Source organism: Leyella stercorea DSM 18206, assembly GCF_000235885.1.
GTDB lineage: Bacteria > Bacteroidota > Bacteroidia > Bacteroidales > Bacteroidaceae > Prevotella > Prevotella stercorea.
Map to the genome: position 1 here is coordinate 38,774 of NZ_JH379469.1, position 23,417 is coordinate 62,190.

At 49.5% G+C, this 23,417-nt stretch carries 18 protein-coding genes; 9 read left to right on the top strand and 9 right to left on the bottom strand.

All coding sequences use genetic code 11. The annotated features are described in order from the left end of the window. The 3 genes from tilS to HMPREF0673_RS11855 all read right to left on the bottom strand — a co-directional run. On the bottom strand, window positions 1–808 hold an 808-nt coding region (gene tilS / locus HMPREF0673_RS14395), incomplete at its 3' end, for a tRNA lysidine(34) synthetase TilS (protein ID WP_157591713.1). Window positions 809–1,101: 293 nt separating this feature from the next. Continuing rightward, complete coding sequence (locus HMPREF0673_RS11850) at window positions 1,102–2,283, bottom strand: class I SAM-dependent rRNA methyltransferase (RefSeq protein ID WP_007902812.1); 1,182 nt, start codon at window positions 2,281–2,283, stop codon at window positions 1,102–1,104. A gap of 104 nt (window positions 2,284–2,387) precedes the next feature. Continuing rightward, window positions 2,388–3,008: a 3'-5' exonuclease gene (locus tag HMPREF0673_RS11855; RefSeq protein ID WP_007902813.1), complete on the bottom strand. Its 621-nt coding sequence runs from the start codon at window positions 3,006–3,008 to the stop codon at window positions 2,388–2,390. Between the two features lie 226 nt (window positions 3,009–3,234). Between HMPREF0673_RS11855 and HMPREF0673_RS11860 the strand changes: the two genes are divergently transcribed. The 8 genes from HMPREF0673_RS11860 to HMPREF0673_RS11895 all read left to right on the top strand — a co-directional run bounded on the left by HMPREF0673_RS11860 (window position 3,235) and on the right by HMPREF0673_RS11895 (window position 13,912). Further along, a complete protein-coding gene (locus tag HMPREF0673_RS11860; RefSeq protein ID WP_007902814.1) occupies window positions 3,235–5,718 on the top strand; it encodes an FtsK/SpoIIIE family DNA translocase in 2,484 nt (827 codons plus the stop codon). Window positions 5,719–5,758: 40 nt separating this feature from the next. After that, window positions 5,759–6,385 (top strand): LolA-like putative outer membrane lipoprotein chaperone, encoded by a 627-nt coding sequence (locus HMPREF0673_RS11865; RefSeq protein ID WP_007902816.1) that lies wholly within the window; start codon window positions 5,759–5,761, stop codon window positions 6,383–6,385. Between the two features lie 39 nt (window positions 6,386–6,424). Further along, window positions 6,425–7,951, top strand: a complete 1,527-nt coding sequence (locus HMPREF0673_RS11870) for a DUF5687 family protein (RefSeq protein ID WP_007902818.1) — start codon at window positions 6,425–6,427, stop codon at window positions 7,949–7,951. Window positions 7,952–8,098: 147 nt separating this feature from the next. After that, complete coding sequence (locus HMPREF0673_RS11875) at window positions 8,099–9,658, top strand: sensor histidine kinase (RefSeq protein ID WP_007902823.1); 1,560 nt, start codon at window positions 8,099–8,101, stop codon at window positions 9,656–9,658. Between the two features lie 75 nt (window positions 9,659–9,733). Then, window positions 9,734–11,056: a thioredoxin family protein gene (locus HMPREF0673_RS11880; protein ID WP_007902826.1), complete on the top strand. Its 1,323-nt coding sequence runs from the start codon at window positions 9,734–9,736 to the stop codon at window positions 11,054–11,056. A 39-nt stretch (window positions 11,057–11,095) separates the two neighbouring features. Further along, window positions 11,096–11,794 (top strand): response regulator transcription factor RprY, encoded by a 699-nt coding sequence (rprY, locus tag HMPREF0673_RS11885; protein WP_007902828.1) that lies wholly within the window; start codon window positions 11,096–11,098, stop codon window positions 11,792–11,794. 35 nt (window positions 11,795–11,829) lie between these two features. Further along, window positions 11,830–13,092 carry a serpin family protein gene (locus HMPREF0673_RS11890; protein ID WP_007902831.1) on the top strand — a complete coding sequence of 421 codons (1,263 nt, stop codon included), beginning with the start codon at window positions 11,830–11,832 and terminating at the stop codon, window positions 13,090–13,092. 13 nt (window positions 13,093–13,105) lie between these two features. After that, entirely contained in the window at window positions 13,106–13,912 is an 807-nt protein-coding gene (locus tag HMPREF0673_RS11895; protein ID WP_007902832.1) for a hypothetical protein, read from the top strand. A gap of 109 nt (window positions 13,913–14,021) precedes the next feature. Here HMPREF0673_RS11895 and HMPREF0673_RS11900 read toward each other — a convergent pair whose 3' ends face one another. The 6 genes from HMPREF0673_RS11900 to HMPREF0673_RS11925 all read right to left on the bottom strand — a co-directional run bounded on the left by HMPREF0673_RS11900 (window position 14,022) and on the right by HMPREF0673_RS11925 (window position 21,346). Continuing rightward, window positions 14,022–15,086: a mannose-1-phosphate guanylyltransferase gene (locus HMPREF0673_RS11900; protein ID WP_007902835.1), complete on the bottom strand. Its 1,065-nt coding sequence runs from the start codon at window positions 15,084–15,086 to the stop codon at window positions 14,022–14,024. A 149-nt stretch (window positions 15,087–15,235) separates the two neighbouring features. Beyond that, window positions 15,236–15,547 carry a winged helix-turn-helix domain-containing protein gene (locus HMPREF0673_RS11905; RefSeq protein ID WP_007902838.1) on the bottom strand — a complete coding sequence of 104 codons (312 nt, stop codon included), beginning with the start codon at window positions 15,545–15,547 and terminating at the stop codon, window positions 15,236–15,238. A 187-nt stretch (window positions 15,548–15,734) separates the two neighbouring features. After that, on the bottom strand, window positions 15,735–17,498 hold the full coding sequence (aspS, locus tag HMPREF0673_RS11910; protein ID WP_040596958.1) for an aspartate--tRNA ligase: 1,764 nt from the start codon (window positions 17,496–17,498) through the stop codon (window positions 15,735–15,737). Window positions 17,499–17,567: 69 nt separating this feature from the next. Further along, on the bottom strand, window positions 17,568–20,471 hold the full coding sequence (locus HMPREF0673_RS11915; protein WP_007902841.1) for a golvesin C-terminal-like domain-containing protein: 2,904 nt from the start codon (window positions 20,469–20,471) through the stop codon (window positions 17,568–17,570). A gap of 5 nt (window positions 20,472–20,476) precedes the next feature. Further along, window positions 20,477–21,037 (bottom strand): 1-acyl-sn-glycerol-3-phosphate acyltransferase, encoded by a 561-nt coding sequence (locus HMPREF0673_RS11920; RefSeq protein ID WP_022430735.1) that lies wholly within the window; start codon window positions 21,035–21,037, stop codon window positions 20,477–20,479. A 36-nt stretch (window positions 21,038–21,073) separates the two neighbouring features. Then, complete coding sequence (locus HMPREF0673_RS11925) at window positions 21,074–21,346, bottom strand: hypothetical protein (protein WP_007902845.1); 273 nt, start codon at window positions 21,344–21,346, stop codon at window positions 21,074–21,076. 207 nt (window positions 21,347–21,553) lie between these two features. Here HMPREF0673_RS11925 and HMPREF0673_RS11930 point away from each other — a divergent pair, with 207 nt between their 5' ends. Next, the gene (locus HMPREF0673_RS11930) at window positions 21,554–23,203 is read left to right on the top strand and encodes a diphosphate--fructose-6-phosphate 1-phosphotransferase (protein WP_007902847.1); all 1,650 of its coding nucleotides are present in this window, start codon (window positions 21,554–21,556) and stop codon (window positions 23,201–23,203) included. Window positions 23,204–23,417: the final 214 nt, after the last annotated feature.

A 23,417-nucleotide genomic window follows, 5' to 3' on the forward strand; every position in this document is an offset into this window, starting at 1 on the left:
TGCACTTGAGACAAGTGCACCCCCTACAAGTGTCCCCACTTGGAGGGGTCGTGACGTCGGCTATGCTGCGCTGTATAGCTTCGTCGAAGACCTTCAGGGCTTCAGTGACGCGCAGTGATGTCTCGAAGATGGATTGGCTCACACTCGGATTTAGCTCACGCAGTAATGGTATAACGTTCAGGCGTATCTTATTGCGTTTTACGTCGTTATGGAGGTTGGTTGAATCGGTGACGTAACTCTCGCCGAGGGCATCGAGGTACTGCTCTATCTGCTGGCGACTATGGGAAAGGAGGGGGCGGATGATGTGGGCGTTGCGCGGTTGTATGCCTCGCAGTCCGCGCAGGCCTGTGCCGCGTACGAGGTTGAGGAGGAGGGTCTCGACGCTGTCGTCGCGATGGTGGGCGACGCAGATGTCCTGCGCTCGGATGTCGCGGCGGAGCTGCTCGAAATAGGTGTAGCGCAGGTCGCGTGCTGCCATCTCGATGCTGACATGATGCAGATCGGCATAGGCGTGCGTGTCGAAGTGGACGAGGTGGAGGGGTACGTGGAGGCGACGGCATAGCTGCTTACAGAACTCCTCGTCGCGCAGGGACTCGTCGCCACGCAGATGGAAGTTGCAGTGGGCGGCTTCGAGGCTTATGCCTAACTCGGACTCTAAGTGTTTCAGCACGAGGAGCAACGACACGCTGTCGGCACCGCCGGAAAGGGCGATGATGTACTTGCCACGGGGGGTGAATAGTTGGTGGTGGTGGGCGAAGTGTCGTACTTGGTTGACGAATGTGCTGATTGTTGGAGAGTTTTTTTCCATTTGTTGTGTGGGTAGGAGGTATGGGTATGGGATGCCCATACCACTTTTGTAAACAACTTGGGTGCGTGGTATGGGCAGGGATGCCCATACCTCCTAAGTGGGGTGCGGTTCCTTAGGGGGTGCACTTGTCTCAAGTGCACCAACAGAGGTTGGTTTGTACACTTATTGGTTGGTGCAGTTCTTGCTTGGTTGGTGCACGATTACTTGGTTGGTGCACTTGAGACAAGTGCACCCCCTACAAGTGCCCCCTGTGGGGTGCTTGGGTATGGCAAGGATGCCATACCCTCCTACTGTTATTCGACGTAAAGGACTAATCCCTTGAGGTATTCGCCCTCTGGGTGGTAGATGTTAATCGGGTGATCGGCAGGCTGGTGGATTTGATGCAAGATGCGCACCTTGCGGTTGGCCTGCACTGCAGCTGTGAAGACAGCGTTGCGGAAGTTTTCCTTTGTGACTATCTGCGAGCAGCTGAAGGTGAAGAGGATGCCACCGGGCTTGATGCGCTGTAATCCTTTGACGTTGAGGCGTGTGTAGCCTTTGAGGGCGTTGCGCAAGGCTGCGCGATGCTTGGCGAATGCGGGAGGGTCGAGCACGATAAGATCATAGGTCTTGTCGTTGGCATCGAGGAACTTGAAGGCGTCCTCGCAGAAGGCTGCGTGACGCTCGTCGCCGGGGAAGTTGAGGGCGATGTTTCTGTTGGTGAGCTCGATGGCTTTTGCACTGCTGTCGACGGAGTGGACGAGTTTTGCTCCGCCACGCATGGCGTAAACGGAGAAGCCGCCGGTGTAGCAGAACATGTTGAGGACGGAGCGACCCTTCGAGTAAGTCTCGAGGAGGTGGCGGTTCTCGCGCTGGTCGACGAAGAAGCCGGTCTTCTGTCCTTTCAGCCAGTCGATGTGGAAGTTCAAGCCGTTCTCCATAGCCACGTCGCTGCCCATTGAGCCGTAGATGAAGCCGTTCTCGTGCTCTACGTCTGCCTTAAACGGGAGCGTTGTCTCGCTCTTGTAGTAGACGTTCTTTATCTCGCCTTCGGAAGCTCTCACAAGAGCCTCGCATATCTCATGGCGAACGAGGTGCATACCAACGCTGTGTGCCTGCATGACTGCGGTGTCGCCATAGCAGTCGATGACGAGACCGGGGAGGTTGTCGCCCTCGCCGTGCACAAGGCGGAACGTGTTGTTGTTCTCACGGCCGATGAGTCCGATAGCCTGGCGCATCTGCCAAGCCGACCGCAGGCGCGAGAACCAGAACTCGCCGTCTATCTCGACATCGCGGAAAGACAACACGCGCACTGCGATAGAACCGATCTGATACATGCCGACAGCGATGAAGTCGCCTTGCGAGGTGAATACGCGCACGATTTCGCCTTCGGCTACGCCTTCTTCAATCTGGGCTACGGCACCGGAGAATATCCAAGGATGGAAACGTTTGAGACTTTCCTCCTTACCTTTCTTTAAATATAGTGTTTTGTACATATTCTAATACTTAGGAGGTATGAGCATCCTGCCCATACCATCTATTAATATCTATTTGGTTGGTGCAGTGGAGACCACTGCACCCCCTGGTGGGGTGCGTAGTTTTATTCTTCTTCGACTATCTTCAATTCGTAGTCGTGGGTAGCCATCAGTTGCATTATCTCGTTGTAGAGCTTTATGCACGCCCATGCATCGATAGCGGCATACTCCTTCTGCTTGTCGGTAAGCACGTCCGCCTCCCAGTTGGTGAGGCGCTGTCGTTTGCTGATTTTCTCGCCGAAGAGGTTGGCGTAGAGTTTTTGCAGACTTTTATCCTCGACACCGATATTGCCGATGATGTCCTGGATGTCGATGAACCAACCCGGTTCGAACTCGCGACGACGATGGAGCGAGAGCAGGTCGTCGTGCCACGAAAGACCAATCATCGGCACGAGTTTGTTGCTGAGCAAGCGCACGAGCGAATCGGGCAAACCGATGTGGTTGAGACGGAACAGAAAGCATTGGTCGTGGGTGGCAACTTGCAATAGCGCAACCTTATGGTTCTGCCCACGGCGGAATGCAGGGCGCGTCTCGGTGTCGACCCCCAACACGTCGCACGTGAGAAGATAGTCGACAGCGCGGTCAGCTTCTGACTCGTTGAGTACCACTGTTATCCGACCCTGAAAATCGACCAATGGCAGAGAATTTATAATGCTTTTATCAAATTTATTGTATATTGTTTTCATCTTGATGTGGAAAGATTTTGCAAAATTAGAAAAAAGTTGCGAATTTATGGTCGTTTCCAACTTTTTTCCACTAATTTTGTAAACAATTTAGGCAGGATGCCCATAACTCCTACTGCGTGGGTGCGTGGTATGGGCAAGATGCCCATACCTCCTACTGCGTGGGCAACGTGGTATGGGCAGGATGCCCATACCTCCTAATATATGAACACAATTTCAAACAAAATATATGGCAAAGAAAAAGACGGAGCGCAAAGCCTCTAATTTTAAAGAAGCAATAGGACTGCAAAGTATTCTCAAAAGTGAGCGTACCGACTTCCTGTTGGGCATGGTAATAGCACTGTTCGCTGTCTATACCTTCGTGGCATTGTTCTCTTACATAAATACGGGAGCTGAAGACCAAAGCCTGCTCGAACACACACGCCCTGGCGAATGGCTCAATCAAGGCAAGGTGTTTAAGAACTATTGTGGCTCAATGGGGGCCATTCTGTCATATATCCTCGTAACAAAGAACTTCGGATATGCAGCATTCTTCGTACCCTGCTTCCTGCTCATTTCGGGCATCAAGATGATGCAGATATACACGCTGAACATTTGGAAGTGGTTCTTCGGAATGGGCATAGCCATGATATGGCTGTCGGTGTTCCTTGCCAAGGTGCTTGCACCACTCATGCCAGAGGCTATTTTCAACCCTGGTGGCTACCACGGATCAGTCTGCGTCGACTTCACCGAAAATGTGATTGGACCTCCGGGACTAACTGCTGTCTTATTCTTCACGGCGATAGCGTTGCTCACATTCGTCAGCAAGCAGACCATCACATGGGTGCGCCGTATGTTCAATCCCATAAAGAGCTTCACGGGTAAGGCTTCGGAGATTGTTACGGACAAACTGTCGAACACCGACAGCGACACAACGGGCATTGAGGATGGGCACACCAAGTTAAGCACGGAAGATGACAAGACAACAAACTCTGCTAAAGAAACGGGAAAAGAGAGCGAACCAACACCGGTTATAGACCTCACCGAATTCTCTAACCTCGGAGCAAAGAAACCGAACAAGGCTACAGCCGAACCGATAATAACCGCTACTCCCACCCCTACCCCCATCAAAACGGATGGCGAAAAACTGACCGTAGAGGTAGGTAAAGACGAAAAAGCGAAGGGCGAACAACTCACCGACGAGGCTATCAATACGCCGATTAATCCGCTTGAACCATTCACACGATACAAGTACCCGACACTTAGTCTGCTCACCAAAGACGAGAACGACGGCAAGCCATACATCGATATGGATGAAATCAAGGCGTATAACGAAGAGATTATCAAGGTGCTCAAGAGTTTCGGCATCGAGATACGCGAGATAAAAGCTACAGTTGGTCCGACTATCACGCTCTACGAGATCACTCCGGCAGAGGGCATTCGCATCACAAAGATACGCAATCTCGAAGACGACATCGCGCTACGCCTTTCGGCTCTCGGCGTGCGTATCATTGCACCAATCCCAGGCAAGGGCACTATCGGTATTGAGGTGCCGAACAAAAAGCGCCATAATGTATCGATGGAGAGTATTCTGAACTCGAAGAAGTTTCAGGAGACGAAGTACGACTTGCCTATCGTGCTCGGAAAGACCATCACCAACGAGGTGTTCATGGCAGACCTTACGAAGATTCCACATCTGCTCGTAGCCGGTGCTACGGGTCAGGGTAAGTCGGTAGGTCTGAACGTGATCATCACTTCGCTGCTCTACAAGAAGCACCCTAACGAACTGAAGCTCGTGCTCATCGACCCGAAGAAGGTGGAGTTCAGTGTCTACTCGCCTATCGCTGACCACTTCATGGCACAGGTGGACGACGACGACGAGCCAATCATCACCGATGTGACAAAGGTAGTACGCACGCTGAAGAGTCTGTGTACGCTTATGGACCACCGCTACGACTTGCTGAAATTAGCAGGCGCACGCAACTTGAAGGAATACAACGACAAGTTCCTGCATCGCCGTCTAAACCCGGAACACGGCCATGAGTTCATGCCGTACATAGTGGTTATCATCGACGAGTTCGGCGACCTTATCATGACAGCCGGCAAGGAGGTGGAAATGCCAATCGCACGTATCGCTCAGTTGGCACGTGCTGTCGGCATACATATGATTATTGCCACACAGCGTCCTACCACATCAATCATCACTGGTAATATCAAGGCGAACTTCCCTGGACGTATCGCCTTCAAGGTGAGCTCGATGATGGACTCGCGCATCATCCTCGACCGTCCGGGTGCTAACCAGCTCATCGGTATGGGCGATATGCTCTACCTCAACGGCAACGAGCCGACACGTGTGCAGTGTGCATTCATCAGCACGAAAGAGATTGGCGAGATTAACGAATTCATCGAACATCAGTCGGGTCCGACACATCCTATGGAGCTGCCAGAACCGAAGGGCGACGACTCGGAAGGCGGTGGCAACACGGGCGGTGCAGACATGGGCAGTCTCGACCCATTCTTCGAGGAGGCAGCACGCTCCGTTATCGTCAGTCAGCAAGGCAGTACGAGTATGATTCAGCGTCGCTTCTCTATCGGCTACAACCGTGCCGGACGACTCATGGACCAGCTCGAGAAGGCAGGCATCGTGGGCGCAGCACACGGCAGTAAGCCGCGCGATGTGCTCATCGCTGACGAGGGCCAGCTGACAGCTATCATGAACCAACTGAGAGGTTAATAAGAAACTGGATATAAATAACAAAACACATAGTAGAATTATGAAACGTTTGTTTTTAGGAATTATCATTACAATGTGCATGGCTTGGTTTGGTGTAAGCACAGGCGCAGCACAGAAGAACGATGCCGCAGCACGAAAGATACTGGACCGCACGGCAAAAGTAATAGGCAGATCGGGCGGAGCAAGTGCTTCGTTCACAATGAACAATGCTTCAACCGGAACCGTGTCGGGCACCATAGCCATTAAGGGCAACAAGTTCAACGCTCGCACATCGCAAATGACAGTATGGTACAACGGCAAGACGCAGTGGACGTACATGAAGAAGAACAACGAGGTAAACGTAAGTACGCCTACACAGGCTCAGCAGCAGATGATGAACCCCTACTCGTTCATCACAATGTACAAGACAGGCTACAAGATGTCGGCTACAACCTCTGGCGCAAACGACGAGGTGCATCTCGTGGCACAGAACAAAAACAAAAGCATCGCGGAGATGTACATCACCATCAACCGTAAGACGGGTGTGCCATCAAAGGTAAAGATGAAGCACAAGGGAAAGTGGAGTACCATCACTGTGAGCAACTTCTCGCCGAAGAGCCTCTCTAACGCAATCTTCACATTCAACTCAAAGGATTATCCCACAGCTGAAGTTATCGACCTTAGATAAGATTTTAAGGTCGACGACTTGGCTTCAGACAAATACAACATGAAATGCACCATCCCTAAATTTGAACTTATCAGACTGCTGTTGCGGCATCGTAAGCTTGCCGACGACCGCAGTCTGAGCGCAACGGAAAACAAGTTTGCCAAGTTTTTCATTTTATTCTCTATCCTCATTATCGTCATCTACCTTATGGGACTGGCGGTTGGCTTATCACTCATTGTAAATAGCGACATCACTGCAACGGCAACCGAAAATCTGTGCATAGGCATACCGTTTCTGCTACTTGTCGACTTCAACATGAGGTTTACGATGCAGCAGACACCTGCACACATTATCAAGCCCTACATACTACTACCATTGCCACGATACACATGCATCGACGCCTTCATATACAGCTCGCTCATCAGCAAAAGCAACTTTGTCTGGTTTGCATTCTTCCTGCCCTACGCATTGATGTCGATAGTGTTCAGCTATGGCATGGCAACAGCTACGCTGACAATGCTGCTCTGCATGGTGCTCATCCTCATCAACAGTCAGTGGTACGCGATAGCACGCACGCTCATCAACCGCTCGGTAATATGGTGGATACTACCTATTATTATATATGGTATAGAAGCAATGCCGCTGTACGTTGGCAGCAATGCAGGCTGGAATCAGTTCTGCAACCTCTACTCCACCGTCGGCACTATGCTCGACAAACACAACGTGCTACCAATCTTTATTGCAATCGTGGTGCTTGTAGGCATTACTGCTGTCAACCGCCGACTGCAATACGTAAGTATAGAGCGCGAGTTGATGCGCACGGAGGTGAAGAAGAGTGTGAAGAAGGTCAATAAGTTTGCCTTCTTCGAGAAGTATGGCGAGATTGGACTCTTCATGCAACTCGAGATAAAGCTGCTGCTTAGGAACGCCACTCCGAAGAAAGCCTTGAGGTCGGGCTTCTTCACTATGGCTATGATCTGCGCGTTTATTGTTTTGTCGGACGTGTACGACTCAAGCGGCATGACAAACTTTTGGGGACTGTATGCGTTTATGATATTCGGCACAATGAACCTGCTCGGACTGATGAGCTACGAGGGCAACTACATCGACTGTCTGCTGACACACCGCGAGAACATTCTCTCGCTACTCAAGGCAAAGTATGTGTTCTACTCGCTGCTACTGATTGCGCCGTTCCTGCTTATGCTGCCTGCAGTGATAAGCGGCAAATGGTCGCTGCTGATGCTCGTGAGCTACTTGATATTCACAATGGGTTTCCAGTACTTCATAGCCTTCCAGACGGCTGTATATAACAAGATAACAGTTCCGCTGAACACTAAGATGACTGACAAGGCAGGTCTGAAGACCAACTACATACAATTAGTATTAGTGGCTATCGTGTTCATCGTGCCAAACATTCTTGTTAATGTACTACAGTCAATATTCTCAGAGAACGTCGCTTACGTTACAATGCTACTCATCGGATTAGGCTTCATTGCTACCCACCGACTGTGGCTGCGCAATGTCTACAACCGACTGATGAAGCGCAAATACGAAAACCTCGAAGGCTTTATCAGTTCAAGACAGTAAGCAGACATATACAATGTGTATAATTAAAGATTCGCAATTATAACCGCTTAATTTGGTTAATAATTGCGAATCTTTCGTTTTTTATTAACTATTTCAACTTTAGTATCAACTAAGATTTCTATCTTTGCAGATGTAAGATTTTAAATTATGAAGAAGAAAACGATATGGACAATAGCAATCATTATGGGATTTTCTTTCCTTGGTTTGCTATTCCTTCAGCTGAAATACATCCAAGCGATGGTGGACATGAAGAAGGAGCAGTTTGACGAGTCGGTCAACCGCGCCTTGTATCAGGCATCACGCAACCTGGAACTCAACGAGACTCTGCGCTATCTTGAGAAAGACGTGAACGAGACAGAACGACGCGCTTTCCGCAAAGACTCCATCGGCACACGCTCAGGACAGTTGGACGGAAGCATACAGCAGTCGCACCAGTATAGCGTTGCAGGAAAGGACGGCACGGTATATTCATCGTTCGAGCTGAAGACCATCACGATAAAGCCATCGCAGATGCCGAAGGGAATGATTCTGAGCACGGACAAAAACTCGCTCAGCGAAGCCTCAAAGTCGCTGCAAGAGATTGTGAAGAACCGCTATATCTATCAGAAGGCGTTGCTCGACGAGGTGGTCTACTCAATACTCTACTCCGCCTCGGAACGTCCGCTTAAGGAGCGCATCAATTTCAAGCTGCTCGACCAAGACCTCAAAGCCGAGCTGATGAACAACGGAGTGAACATACCATATCACTTCACCGTCAGCACACAAGACGGACGCGAGGTGTATCGTTGTCCAGACTACACAGAAGAGGGCGAAGAGTTCACCTATTCGCAGGTGCTGTTCCGCAACGACCCACAGTCGAAGATGGGCGTAGTGCGCATCCACTTCCCCGACATGGGTTCGTACATCTTCTCGTCAGTAAGATTTATGATACCGTCGGTAGCCTTCACGCTCGTATTGCTCGTGACGTTTATCTTCACTATAGTAGTGATTTTCAGACAGAAACGCTACACCGAGATAAAGAACGACTTCATCAACAATATGACCCACGAACTGAAGACACCTATAGCCAGCATCTCGCTCGCTGCACAGATGATGAACGACGAGTCGGTAACGAAGAGTCCGGCTATGACGAAGCACTTGGGACAGGTGATCTTCGACGAGTCGAAACGACTGCGCTTCCTTGTAGAGAAGGTGCTGCAGATGTCGATGTTCGACCGCAAGAAGGCGGTGTTCAAGAAGAAGAAGCTCGACCTGAACGAGATGGTGGAGAACATCTCCAACTCATTCTCGCTGCGCGTGGAGCACACCGGCGGAAAAATCTACACAGAGATTGAGGCCATCGACTCGACATTGTATGTCGACGAGGTGCACTTCCAGAACGTGCTCAACAACCTCCTGGACAACGCTGTGAAATATCGCAAGCCCGACCAGCCGGTAGACATATACCTACGCACTTGGAACGACAACGACCACCTCTACTTCTCCGTACGCGACACCGGATTGGGCATAAAGAAGGACAACTTCCGCAAGGTGTTTGACAAGTTCTACCGTGTACATACCGGCAACGTGCACGATGTGAAAGGATTCGGATTAGGTTTGGCTTACGTGAAGAAAATAGTGATGCTCCACGATGGCGACATCTCTATCGAGAGCGAATACGGCAAGGGAACAAAGTTCACCATAAAACTGCCGATAATTAAAGATTAATATGCTATATGATAAAAGAAAATATCAACAAGAAAGGATTAATCACTTAAACATAAACACTTAAAATTCACAGCTATGAAGAAAAACCTACTACACATTCTATCCCTACTGCTCGTTATGCTGATGGGTACGACACTCACTGCAAAGGCAGACTCATACAAAGTAGCGCCAATGACAGCAGGCAAGGTGACAGTAAGCCCGAACGACGAGTTCGTAAACGCACCGATAAACCTCGTCAACTACGGAACAAATCCGGTGAAACAGATTACATACACGCTCTACGACTTCGACACACAGGAATCAAGCGAGCCACAGACCATCGACTTCGAGACTCCGTTCGACAACACGCAGCAGGTGTTGATTCCGATTAAGCCAGGCAAGACACTCGGCAAGAGCGACGTCATCTTCAACGTGACAGAGGTGGACGGACATCCTAATGAGACAAGCATAACCTATACATACATTGAGCGTTGGACTGTGCTGCAGGCTGCCAAGAAACGTGTGGTGTTCGAGGACGTAACCGGATTGTGGTGTCAGTATTGTCCGCGTGGCATTGCCATCATGGAGTCGTTGGAACGACTCTATCCGGATGACTTCATCGGCATTTCTATTCACGACGGCGACGCTCTTGCAACAAATGCATATAGCAGCATATTGTCTTCAACATGGAGTAATACGAACCGTCCACTCATCATGTGCGCAAGAGACGAAAAGGTGAACACCCATGACGGTCAAAGCAACTTCAAATACGAGTTGGACAAGACTGCATCTTTCGACATCAGCGTGAAAGCTGCATACGACGGAAAGGACATCAACGTAACAGCTAATGTACTGCCTTGTCTGGATGTGGAAGAGGGCACCGAATATGATGTGGCATACGTGCTCACAGCCGATGGACTGAAGAACGATAATTGGGGACAGGCTAACCGTGTAGGCGAATGGAACGATCAGGTATTGCCAGAATATGACAGATTCAAAGGCAACGAATCTACTATATACGGACTGGAGTTCAACCAGGTTGCAATCGACAGCAGAGGCGTGCAGTATGGCGTAGAGGGTTCGCTGACTCGTCCTTATACCGTAGGCACCACGCAGACTCACAAAGTAACTTTCGAGAACATATCGCAGCACAAGCTGATCCAGGACAAATCGAAGCTGAACGTCTGCGCACTGATCATCAAGAAGGTTACTAATGGCGACAAGATAAAGGCGACTATCGAGAATGCAGCAAAATGCCGCGTAGAGTTGGGCGAGACTGGCATCAAGCAGATTGGCAACAACGAAACAAACACCGTTACCGGCTACTACTCGCTCGACGGACAACGCCTCAACGCTCCTGCAAAGGGTATCACCATCGTGCGCTACGCTGACGGCTCAACACGCAAGGTGCGCAATTAGAATATAAATAACAGAATAAAACAATTAAATAATACAATTATGGAAGACAATTTGAAAATCTTACTTTGTGAAGACGATGAGAACCTCGGTATGCTGCTTCGTGAATACTTGCAGGCAAAGGGCTACGCAGCCGACTTATGCCCCGACGGCGATGCTGGCTACAAGGCTTTTATGAAAACAAAATACGACATCTGTGTTCTTGACGTGATGATGCCTAAGAAGGACGGCTTCACCCTTGCTCAGGAGATTCGTCAGGCAAACACCGAAGTGCCTATCATCTTCCTCACAGCGAAGACAATGAAAGAGGACATCCTCGAAGGCTTCAAGATCGGTGCCGACGACTATATCACCAAGCCGTTCTCAATGGAAGAGTTGGTGTTCCGTATTGAGGCTATCCTCCGCCGTGTTCGTGGCAAGAAGAACAAAGAGAGCTCGGTGTACCACATCGGTCGCTTCACGTTCGACACACAGAAACAGTTGCTCGTCATCGGCGACAAGCAGACTAAGCTCACCACAAAGGAGAACGAACTGCTTGCGCTGCTCTGCAGCCATGCCAACGAAATTCTGCAGCGCGACTTCGCCCTGAAGACAATATGGATTGACGACAACTACTTCAACGCACGCTCAATGGACGTGTACATCACCAAGTTGCGCAAGCATCTCAAGGACGACGATCAGATTGAGATTATCAACATCCATGGTAAGGGCTACAAGCTGATTACCCCAGAGGAGGAATAACGTAAATAATAGAAAAGGATAACAGTAAACACGATATGAATAAAAAGATAAAGACTGCAGCACTTGCCGGTTTGTCAGCACTGGCACTGGCAAGTTGCTCTTCAACAAACAAGATTGCAAAGGAGGACAACGCCACAAAACCCAATTCGTACATGGATACCGATGCGAAATACTTGATTCTCTCAAACGACCAGCGTGCCACTATCAACAAGGGCAATGAGTTCGCCGTCAATCTGTTCAAGACTCAGATTGACATGCAGAGCAAAGTTATATCACCGCTTAGCGTATCATATCTGATGGGTATGCTGGCGAATGGTGCCGACGGCGACACGCAGAAAGAGATACTCGCATCGCTCGGTGTCGGCGATGTGACGTTGCAGACTCTTAACGAGTCGTATCGTGCATTGCTCAACAGTACGGCAACCGCCGACAAGCAGACAACAATCAACATTGCAAACTACATAGCTGCCGACAAACACTTCCAGCTGAAAAGCGACTTCCGGAACACAGTCGGCAAGATGTACGATGCTGGCGTAGAGAGTCTTGATTTCTCATCGAGCAAGGCAGTAGACAAAATCAACCAGTGGTGCAGCAAGCAGACCAATGGCATGATTCCGAAGATTGTTGACCAGCTCTCGGCTTCTGACGTTGCGGTACTGATGAACGCCATCTACTTTGAAGGCACGTGGGAGACACCATTTGAAAAGGAGCTGACGAAAGAAGAAAACTTCCGTGGCTACACACGCGACATCAAACGCGTACAAATGATGCACCAGGAGGACAACTTCAGCTACCTCAGCAACAACACCTTTGAGACGGTCACCCTGCCCTACGGCAATCGCACATACAACATGACTGTACTGCTGCCTAAGGAAGGCGTGTCGATTGAGGAGATGATGAAGCAACTCGACGCGCAGAAAATAGGCTCGCTATATAGAGATATGGAGAAGTGCGTTGTCGACCTGAAGCTGCCGAAATTCACCACAAGCACAGAGGTGGTTCTCAACGATGCCATATCAAAACTCGGTGCACCATCTATCTTCACAGGCGCAGCCAACTTCAAGAACATGTCTGACGCAAGCATCTTCATATCAAAGATGCTGCAGAAGGCGAAGATAGAGGTCAGCGAAGAGGGAACAAAGGCAGCAGCTATAACAGCAGGAATGGTTGCGATGACGGCACTCAACCCCGATGAGCCACGCCACGTGAAGTTCCACGCCAACCGTCCGTTCGTCTACATCATCACAGAAAGACAGACTGGTGCGATATTCTTCATCGGTCAGTATCTCGGCGAATAAGAAAAAACCATTTATGACAAAAAAGGCAAGAGCACTCGTAGCATTGGTCTTGTCGGTAGTCTTCACAACGTCGGCTACAGCACAAGAGGTAAATGCTACGACAACAAGCACCCTGAGCAACTGTCAGGCACGCTTCGACGAATCGGCTCCGCAGCGTATCATGCCGACACGCTACGGTGGACGTTTGCGCAAACTGCAGAAAGCAGAAGAACCGTCGTACGATTTGCAACCGACTCACGACGACTCGCTACATCTGCCCATGCTCAGTGCCACAACAGCATCACCCGTCAGTCGCTATCCATTCGGTTGGGGCTGCGGGTTCAACAGTTGGGCGCTGCATCGCGGACTGAACGTACAGTTAGGTGCATCTGTGTTCGCTGCGTTCGGCAAGGGAGCACACAGTGGTGCTGGTTTTCAGGAGAACATAGCGTTGATGTACGCCATGCCTGTCACCGACAAACTGTCGGTAGCCATCGGCGGATACTTCAACAACATCAACTATGCCGGTAACAACTGGCGCGATGCTGGTCTGTCAGCAGTTCTTGGATATCGGTTCAATGAGCATTGGGAGGCTTATCTCTACGGACAGAAGTCTATAACAAACAACATTGCTAACCGACTACAATACGGGCTGTATGATGGTTACTGCGGAGGCTATGGCATGGGACGCTTCAGTCGCAACGCCTTCGGCATATCCCCCTACTCCATGTACGACCTCGGCAACTTTGGCGACCGCATCGGAGCTACGCTACGCTACAATTTCAATCCGAGTTTTAGTGTGGAAGTGTCGGTTGAACAGCGTTGGATGCCGAATAGATAACGTCTATAACAGCATTTGATACCCGAACAGATGATAAAAAGAGAGTGGGACAAAGCAACGTAATTGTTGTTTTGTCCCACTCTCTTTTTATGTTCTGATACCCAATGCCCTACTCTTCAGCGAACTGGCGTATGCGCTGCTCCTCAGAAAGTTTGCACACAAGAAGCGAGTTGTCGTTCTCAGCAACGATATATCCGTCGAGTCCCTGAACAACAACCTTCTTCTCATTTAGAGTGTGTACCACACAATTGTGCGAATCGTATAATTGGATATTTTCACCTATAGTAGTATTGCCGTAGAGATCGTGATGCTTGAGAAGCATCAGCGATGTCCATGTGCCAAGATCAGTCCATCCAAAGCTTGCTGGACAGACAAAAATCTCTTCTGCCTTCTCCATAATGGCATAGTCGACAGAGATATTCTCGCATTCCGGATAGCGCTGATCAATTGTCTCACGCTCTGCAGGCGTTCCATAGATGGACAGCATACTCTCGAATATTTTGCTGATTGTAGGGCTATAAACGCGGAATGCATTAACGATAGTCGAAACGCTCCATACAAAGATACCAGCATTCCAAAAGTAATTCTTATGCGATATGTACTCCTTTGCAGTCTCCAAATCGGGTTTCTCGCGGAATGAGTCTATGCGATAAATCTCACGATTGCGTGGCGAAGAGGTGGAAAGATCGGCTTGTATATAACCATACCCAGTCTCTGGACGGGTTGGCGACATGCCTAATGTAACGATAGCGTCTGTCTCTGCCGTGAACTTCATGCACGACTTGATGACACGACGGAACTCCTCCACATCAGTCACGAAGTGGTCGCTCGGTGTAATGACTACATTTGCCTTAGGATTTATCGCCTTAATTCGCCAAGTGACGTAAGCAATACAAGGAGCTGTATTGCGACGACATGGCTCAAGAAGGATGTTCTCGGCTGGCACCTCCGGAAGCTGCTCGCGCACCAAAGCTGCATACTTCTTATTCGTGACCACCCAAACATTCTCAAGCGGACAGATTTCCTTAAATCTGTCATACGTAAGCTGCAGAAGGGTTCTGCCAACTCCGAGGATATCAATAAATTGTTTCGGATTGTCTTCCGTGCTCATAGGCCAGAAACGACTTCCTACTCCACCAGCCATGATTACCAGGTGATTTCTATCTTGAGTCATATCGAAAAAGTTTTAGATATGCAAAGATAAATATTTTTTATCACTTCTTAAAATAAATATGAACAATATTTATCTGTATATACAAATAGAAAAAGGAGCTGTTACATAATAATATGTAAAAGCTCCTTTCGTATGCAATTTTGCCTTGATTATGCCAAGGTGATGAGGTTCTCTTCGTTCTTTACCTTGCCCTCCTTGAAGAGCCAGCCAATACCGAGGTAAACTTCTTCGCTGCTGATGTTAGCAGCCTTTGCGATTTCCTGAATGCTCAAAGCCTTCTCAGCTGCAGCCAGTGCCTGATAAACATCACCAGCGCGGAAGCCTACGCTTTCTGCATTCACATTCAAAACAACTTCAGCCTTCTTTGTAGCACAACGCTTTGTAGTAGTCTTTGTTGCAGTTGTCTTAGTAGCAGTCTTCTTTACAGCTACCTTCTTTTCTGTTGCTTTCTTTTCTGCCATAATCTAATAAAAACATTAATAAAGTCCCTCACGTAGAGCACGCTATGGGTTTCTTTGTTTGCAAAATTAGTTAAATATTTTGCAAACTTCCCATATTTATACAAAAAAAAGTCCGGGAACCCGGACTTTTTCTTAATATTTTTCACATTTATTGATTTACATCAACGTGTTTTGCATATCTAAATACTTATTCCTCAGTCAAATCTACCTTCAGCTGAAGTTCGTCGAGCTGCTTCTGATCAATAGCTGAAGGAGCGTCGAGCATTACATCGCGACCACTATTATTTTTCGGGAATGCGATGCAATCGCGGATTGAATCAAGACCTGCCATGATAGAAACGAAGCGGTCGAGACCGAATGCGAGACCTGCATGAGGAGGTGCTCCGTACTTGAAGGCGTTGATGAGGAAGCCGAACTGTGCCATAGCACGCTCCTCTGTGAAACCGAGGATGCCGAACATCTTCTCCTGAAGCTTGCTGTCGTGGATACGGAGGCTACCACCGCCTACCTCGATACCGTTGCAAACAAAGTCGTATGCCTTGGCACGTACCTGCTCAGGATGCTCGTCGAGCAATGGGATATCGTCGGGGTTAGGCATTGTGAACGGATGGTGAGTAGCCATAAGGCGCTGCTCCTCATCGCTCCACTCGAAGAGAGGGAAGTCGACAATCCACAGGCACTCGAACTTGTTCTTGTCGCGCAGACCGAGACGGTCGCCCATCTCAAGACGCAAAGTGCAGAGCTGAACGCGTGTCTTGTTGGCGTTGTCGCCAGAGAGAATGAGAACGAGGTCGCCATCCTTAGCACCCATTGTTTCCTTAACCTTTGCGAGCACCTCAGGTGTGTAGAACTTGTCTACAGACGACTTCACTGTGCCGTCAGCGTTAAACTTGATGTAAACCAAGCCCTTTGCGCCTACCTGCGGACGCTTTACGAAATCGGTAATCTGATCGAGCTGCTTGCGTGTGTAGTCAGCGCAACCAGGTACGCAGATACCGCCAATATACTCAGCCTCATTGAATACAGAGAATGTGCCTGTGCCCTTCAGCACGTCCATGAGCTCTACGAACTCCATGCCGAAACGCAAGTCGGGCTTATCGCTACCGAAACGGCGCATAGCCTCGTGCCATGTCATCTGCTGCAGCTTAGCCGGCAACTCTACACCACGCACTTCCTTGAACAGATGGCGAGCCATATCCTCGAAGAGGTTGATAACATCATCCTGGTCAACGAAGGACATCTCGCAGTCGATTTGAGTGAACTCCGGCTGACGGTCAGCACGCAAGTCCTCGTCGCGGAAACATTTTGCAATCTGGAAGTAGCGGTCGAAGCCACTAATCATGAGCAGCTGCTTTAGCGTCTGCGGACTCTGCGGAAGTGCATAGAACTGTCCTGGGTTCATGCGCGAAGGCACAACAAAGTCGCGTGCGCCCTCAGGTGTGGAACCGATGAGGATAGGAGTCTCTACCTCGATGAAGTTCTGCGAGTCGAGGAAGTTGCGGATAAGGATTGTCATGCGGTGACGCAACTCAAGATTCTTGCGCACTGTCGGACGGCGCAAGTCGAGGTAGCGATACTTCATACGGATATCGTCGCCACCATCAGTATTGTCCTCTATAGTGAACGGAGGTGTAGCACTCTCCGAGAGGATATTCAGTTCCTTGGCGATAATCTCGATATCGCCAGTAGGCAGATTAGCATTCTTGCTCTCACGCTCGTTTACTACACCAGTCACCTGCACGCAGTATTCGCGTCCCAGCTTGCCTGCACGTGTGCAAAGGTCGCTGTCGTCAGAGTCGTTGAAGACAAGCTGTGTGATACCATAGCGGTCGCGAAGGTCGACGAATGTCATACCACCCATCTTGCGAGCGCGCTGTACCCATCCGGCAAGTGTTACGGTCTTGCCGCAGTCAGAGAGACGAAGCTCTCCGCATGTATTCGATCTATACATTATATTATATGTTTTAGTTTTTTCTTAAATATATATGCAAAGTTATATTGTTTGTATGAAATAGCCAAATTACTTGGCAAGAAATGTCATAACAGCCTTCATCACCTGCTGGCGTGAGCGCACATTATTGATACATTCTACGGGGAAGCCCATTACGAACGCCTTATGGTCGATGCCGTCGTAAGCCACAGCCGCATCGGTGCCGTCGGCGTAGCGCATAGCGCAGAACGCTGGTGCAAGCGGACTGACTACATCTACCGACTGCGCGGCATAATGGCGGTCGTTTGGACGGCGTATGATGTCGAAGCTGATACCGAGTCCGTTCACCAGATTTGTAGCTATATTGGTGTTCTGTCCGCCGAAGCCAACCTTGAACAAGTTGGACATAAAGCTACGCTCAGCATCAAGCTGCATATCGCTCGCCACGTATGCGCCACTCACAAACACTCGTCCGTTGTCACGCACATAGGACTCCAAAGCCTTGCGAAGCAACGCTGAGAAGGTCTTATAGCGCACAAGCGAGTAGCCATCGTCCTTCTGCAGTCCGAACATGATATCGACCACACGATAGTTCTCAAGTTTTACAAAGCCGTTCTCCACCGCTTCGACTGATGACGACACTACATTGTATGCGCCAGACAAAGCTATGTCTGTCACATGACACACCGACTCGTTCTGCTGCTTACCCATGAAGAACTTGCCTGCGAGTTCGTCCTCACAATAGCCCAAAGCACCAGGACCTTCACTGCCCACACGCGTGCGGTCGAAATCAATCTGTCTGCCCACAAAGCCGGCATTAATGCCAAGCGACACGCCCATGTCTGCATCAAGATCGAAGCCTTGGCGTGTGCCGTCGTCAACCACTGCCGGACCGGCGAAGCGTGTAAAGCCATCCACTACAAGCACATCGCGTGCTCCTGTATGAGCACTTACACAGGCAGCAAGCGTTGTTGACGGGAAGCTCTCGCCACCACGATTTACAGCCGTAACACAGAACTGATACACCACATTCGGCTTCGGAGTGAACGTGAACGATGTGCTTGACACACTACGTCCGTTGTCGAACCCGTTCTTGCCCTCGGCTATGTATATATTATATGTAGTAGGCACTGCGCTCGGCTCTAAACGATCGGTCACTGGCAGCCACGAGAGCTGCAGCTGGTTGTCTGCAGTACGCACTATGCGGAAGTTGCTCACTGGTAGTGGTTGCACAACGCAAGCAAGCGAATGATTACCATTGACGTAACGCAGAATGGTCTTATAAAGCGATCGTGCAAGGGTGAAGCGGAAGTTAGGGTCGAGTGCGCGGCGCATATCAGCGAAGTTCTGATGCGACAGAGTCTCAATGATAGCCGACGGCACTTCCGGCTTGCGAGTCTCACTATAGTTGCGATCCCACAGGTAGCGACGTGTCCACTTGCCATAGGTGGCAGTAAGGTCGCGCTGTACCCCTGTAAGAAGCATATCGGCAAAGTCGTGCGAGATCTGTCGCGACACACCAGCAGCAAGACGTCCGTCGTTGAAATTGGTGGTGCAGATAGCAAGCGAACCAATAATCGAGTCGTTCACATGCGTGGCTCCTGCGTCGCTATGCACGGCAAGACTAAGCTCGAAAGGCACTTTCTTGCCTTCGTGTGTAGGCACATATACCGACCCTCCGGCAAGCCAGTTTACAATATTAGAGCGCGTATTGATATCATCAATATAGTCGTCGGAGCCACCCTTACCTGCATATACCGAATAAGGAGCACCCGACCACTGGGCACTATAACGCGCACCTTCCAAACAACGAGGCATATCACTTGTTGCTCCTCCTCGCTGTATGTTACCCATACCGCCGCCAAAGCGCACGGCATCGGTAGTAACTACGCCTTTCTCTGCCGACGAGTTGGTGACAATCACCCGATTGGCAGCACTATTGCCTGCATCAAAGTCGAACGTTCCGAGGTACACCCACGTACCGCCACCCATCTGCTGATTGACGCGGAACAAGGTGCGTTCACCTTTATGCACTACTATATATTGCGCATCGCTTACGCTCTTGGCTATGGTCTGATAGCTCACATAAACGGCATAGCGACCCGACTGCGGAATGGTAGGCTGATATGATGCCCACGACTCGTTGTTCTTCCGTGTAGTGCGCACCATGCGTGCTGTGCCTTGCTCAAACGGATTCTCGCCATCGCGATACATGCCACGATGGAAGGCAAAACCACGCTCCTCAGTTGTACGCCATTTCTCGCGACCATTATCCTCAACGTATCCTTTCTCAGCATCGTTGTCTACTATCACCTCATTGCGCTGCCAGTCGCGCTCACGCGGTGTGTACACCACAGCACCAGCCCGCTCGAGCATCGGAATGAGATAAGGCACAACGATAGTCTGTGTGAAAAGGTCTTCGTTAGTACAGAAAAGGTTCGGACGCTGCCACTTCCACCGACTCTTCTTCTGGTCGTAATAGATGCCGTGCGACTGCCACAGGGCGATATGACGGTCGAAGAGTCCGTGCGAAACGAAATGTGGTTGCGACTCGTTCATCACCCATGGTGCATCACAGTAATCGATACGCCCCCACCCTGCTGGTGCACTACCGTCGCGCAACTTCGCTCCTGGCACAAGCATCTCTATCGGCATACCTGCCGTGTTGATGCATAGCCTATAGCGATTGTAAGGTTTTGGCAAAGCCTTAGCAAGACGTTTATAATAATAGCCCACGCTTTTCTCCGTAAAGTTCTGCGTGGCAAAGCCTGTGCTTACATTCAGCGTAAGCACACGACGAGCGTCGTCTACGCTGTACGACTCCATATATGGCTGTACGGCGTAGACGACATTCTTGGCTCGTGTGGCGAGCACATAATTCTTAAGGCGAATATCCAGCCCCCCGTTTGACGATGTCTTATGCTCCCCTGCTGAAGCAGGAAGCGTCACAAGGGTTGCTGCAAATACCAAAATCGACAATAACCTGTTCTTCATATAAATTAAAGTTCACCGACGGTGAACAGTTCAGGGTTCTTACCCTTGAAGTCCTTAAAATAAGTCTTGATACGCTTCATATCCGCTTCCACATCTCCCGTCGGCACAATCATGTGCTTACACTCTATCAGTTTGCGCTCAAAGTCGAGACCATATAGTAATATTGGCAGTTCTGCCTTTAAAGCGATGAAATAGAATCCCTTCTTCCAGTTTGGGTTACGTGAGCGTGTACCCTCCGGAGTAACACAAAGCTTAAAGTTTGGCGCACGACGCGCAGCCTCAGCCATAGCGTCGGTCATGCTTGTATGTTTTGAACGATTGACGGGGATGCCACCAAGATGGCGGAACCATACACCAAGTGGCCAAAAGAACCACTCCTTCTTCATAAGGAAGTTAGCCTTTATTCCCTCTGCACGCGAGTAGAGAAGTCCGATGATAAAGTCCCAGTTACTGGTGTGTGGAGCAAGACAGAGTATATACTTTTCGGGGTGGTCCACTTCTATATGAGCGGTCCACCCCATGCGTTTATACAACAATGTCTTGCAAATGCGTTGCAAAAAACTCATTGTGTATTATGTATGTTTATGTTTTGAAAATTCTGATTAGCCGAGATTTACGACCTGGTCTACAATCTCAGACACCTGCTTATTGAAGTTGTTCACAAGGTCTTTATAGAACAGTTTTGGCGAGAGTCCTGGCTCTTGATGCGACACACGTCGTACATAGTCATTATGTATTACAAGGATAGAAGCGAGCAATGCGTTCACGTCCTCTTCTGTTGCTTTTGAACTGTACATGGAAGCAGCCACTGCCTCTGAAAAAAGTTCGCTACAAACATAATTGATATTGCGTTTCAGGTTTCGTTTGTTTGCCATAACAAATAAAATGATTATTGATTAAAAGATTAAATTAACATGCCAAAGATAAGAAAAATATTAATACGCAACAAGTTTTATTGCTAAAAATCTTCTAATTGTATGTTTTCTTTTCTTTTTTTTTCAGTATATCGCAGAAAAAGAGTATTTTTGCAGTGCAAAAAAAGTATCTATTTATACGTTACATATTTTAATATTTAAAATCACATGGAAATTAGTGCATTGCAGATTGCAAGAGCTGCTTATCAGCCCAAATTGCCTAAGGCTCTCCAGGGTCCGGTTAAGGCCGTAGAGGGTGAGGCAACACAGTCAGTAGGTAACCAGGAAGAGATCAAGGCGTTGTTCCCTAACACATACGGAATGCCGGTTATCACTTTCGAGGCTGGCGAGAAGACTGAGCTTCCTGCATTCAACGTAGGCGTTATTCTTTCTGGCGGTCAGGCTCCTGGCGGTCACAACGTAATTTCAGGATTGTTTGACGGTGTTAAATCATTGAATCCAGAGAACAAGCTCTATGGCTTCATCCTCGGTCCTGGCGGTCTGGTTGACCACAAGTACATCGAGATTACATCAGAGCTCATGGATCAGTATCGCAACACTGGTGGTTTCGACATCATCGGTTCTGGTCGTACAAAGCTCGAGAAGGAAGAGCAGTTCGAGAAGGGTATTGAGATTCTTCGCGAGCTTGGCATCAAGGCTCTCGTTATCATCGGTGGTGACGACTCTAACACTAACGCTTGTGTGCTCGCTGAGTACTACGCAGCAAAGAAGTACGGTGTCCAGGTTATCGGCTGCCCGAAGACTATCGACGGCGACTTGAAGAACGAGCAGATTGAGACTTCTTTCGGTTTCGACACAGCTTGTAAGACATACTCTGAGCTTATCGGCAACATCCAGCGCGACTGCAACTCTGCACGTAAGTACTGGCACTTCATCAAGCTCATGGGCCGTTCAGCTTCTCACATCGCTCTTGAGTGCGCATTGCAGACACAGCCTAACATCTGCCTCGTATCAGAGGAGGTTGAGGCTAAGGAGATGTCGCTCGACGACGTTGTAACATACATCGCTCAGGCTGTTGCTGACCGCGCTGCTGACGGCAACAACTTCGGTACAGTGCTCATCCCTGAGGGTCTCATCGAGTTCATCCCGGCTATCAAGAAGCTCATCGCTGAGCTCAACGAGGTGCTCACCGACCCTGCAACAGGCGAGTCACGCGAGTTCGCTAATGCTGAGGAGCAGATTGCATTCGTTAAGAGCTCTATCGCTAAGGAGAACCTCGCTGTTCTCGAGTCGCTCCCTGCTGACGTTGCACGCCAACTCTGCCTCGACCGCGACCCGCACGGCAACGTTCAGGTATCGCTCATCGAGACAGAGAAACTTCTCTCTCGCATGGTAGCAACCAAGCTCAACGCATGGAAGGCTGAGGGCAAGTTCTGCGGCAAGTTCTCTGCACAGCACCACTTCTTCGGCTACGAGGGACGTTGCGCAGCTCCGTCTAACTACGACGCTGACTACTGCTACTCACTCGGTTTCAACGCATCACGCCTCATCAGCAACGGCAAGACTGGCTACATGTCAATCATCCAGAACACAACAGCGCCTGCAGAGCAGTGGATCGCAGGTGGTGTGCCTATCACAATGATGATGAACATCGAGCGTCGCAACGGTGCTAACAAGCCTGTTATCCGCAAGGCTCTTGTTGAGCTCGATGGTGCTCCGTTCAAGTTCTTCGCTGCTCATCGCGAGGAGTGGGCTAAGAACACATGCTACGTATATCCTGGCCCAATCCAGTACTGGGGACCAACAGAGGTATGCGACCAGACAACCAAGACTCTGAAGCTTGAGCAGGCTAAGTAAAAACTCTGCTTGTTCAAAACAAAAGACTTTATACAGCAAGAGCAGAGTGACAACCGTCATTCTGCTCTTCTTTTTTTATGTAAAAGCAGGACTTTAAGCGTCCTTATCTAAAGAGATTATCATCGGACACCGAACGCAATCCGATCGGACACCGAACGCAATCCGATCAGACACCGAACGCAATCCGATCAGACTGCGGACGCAAACGGTGACA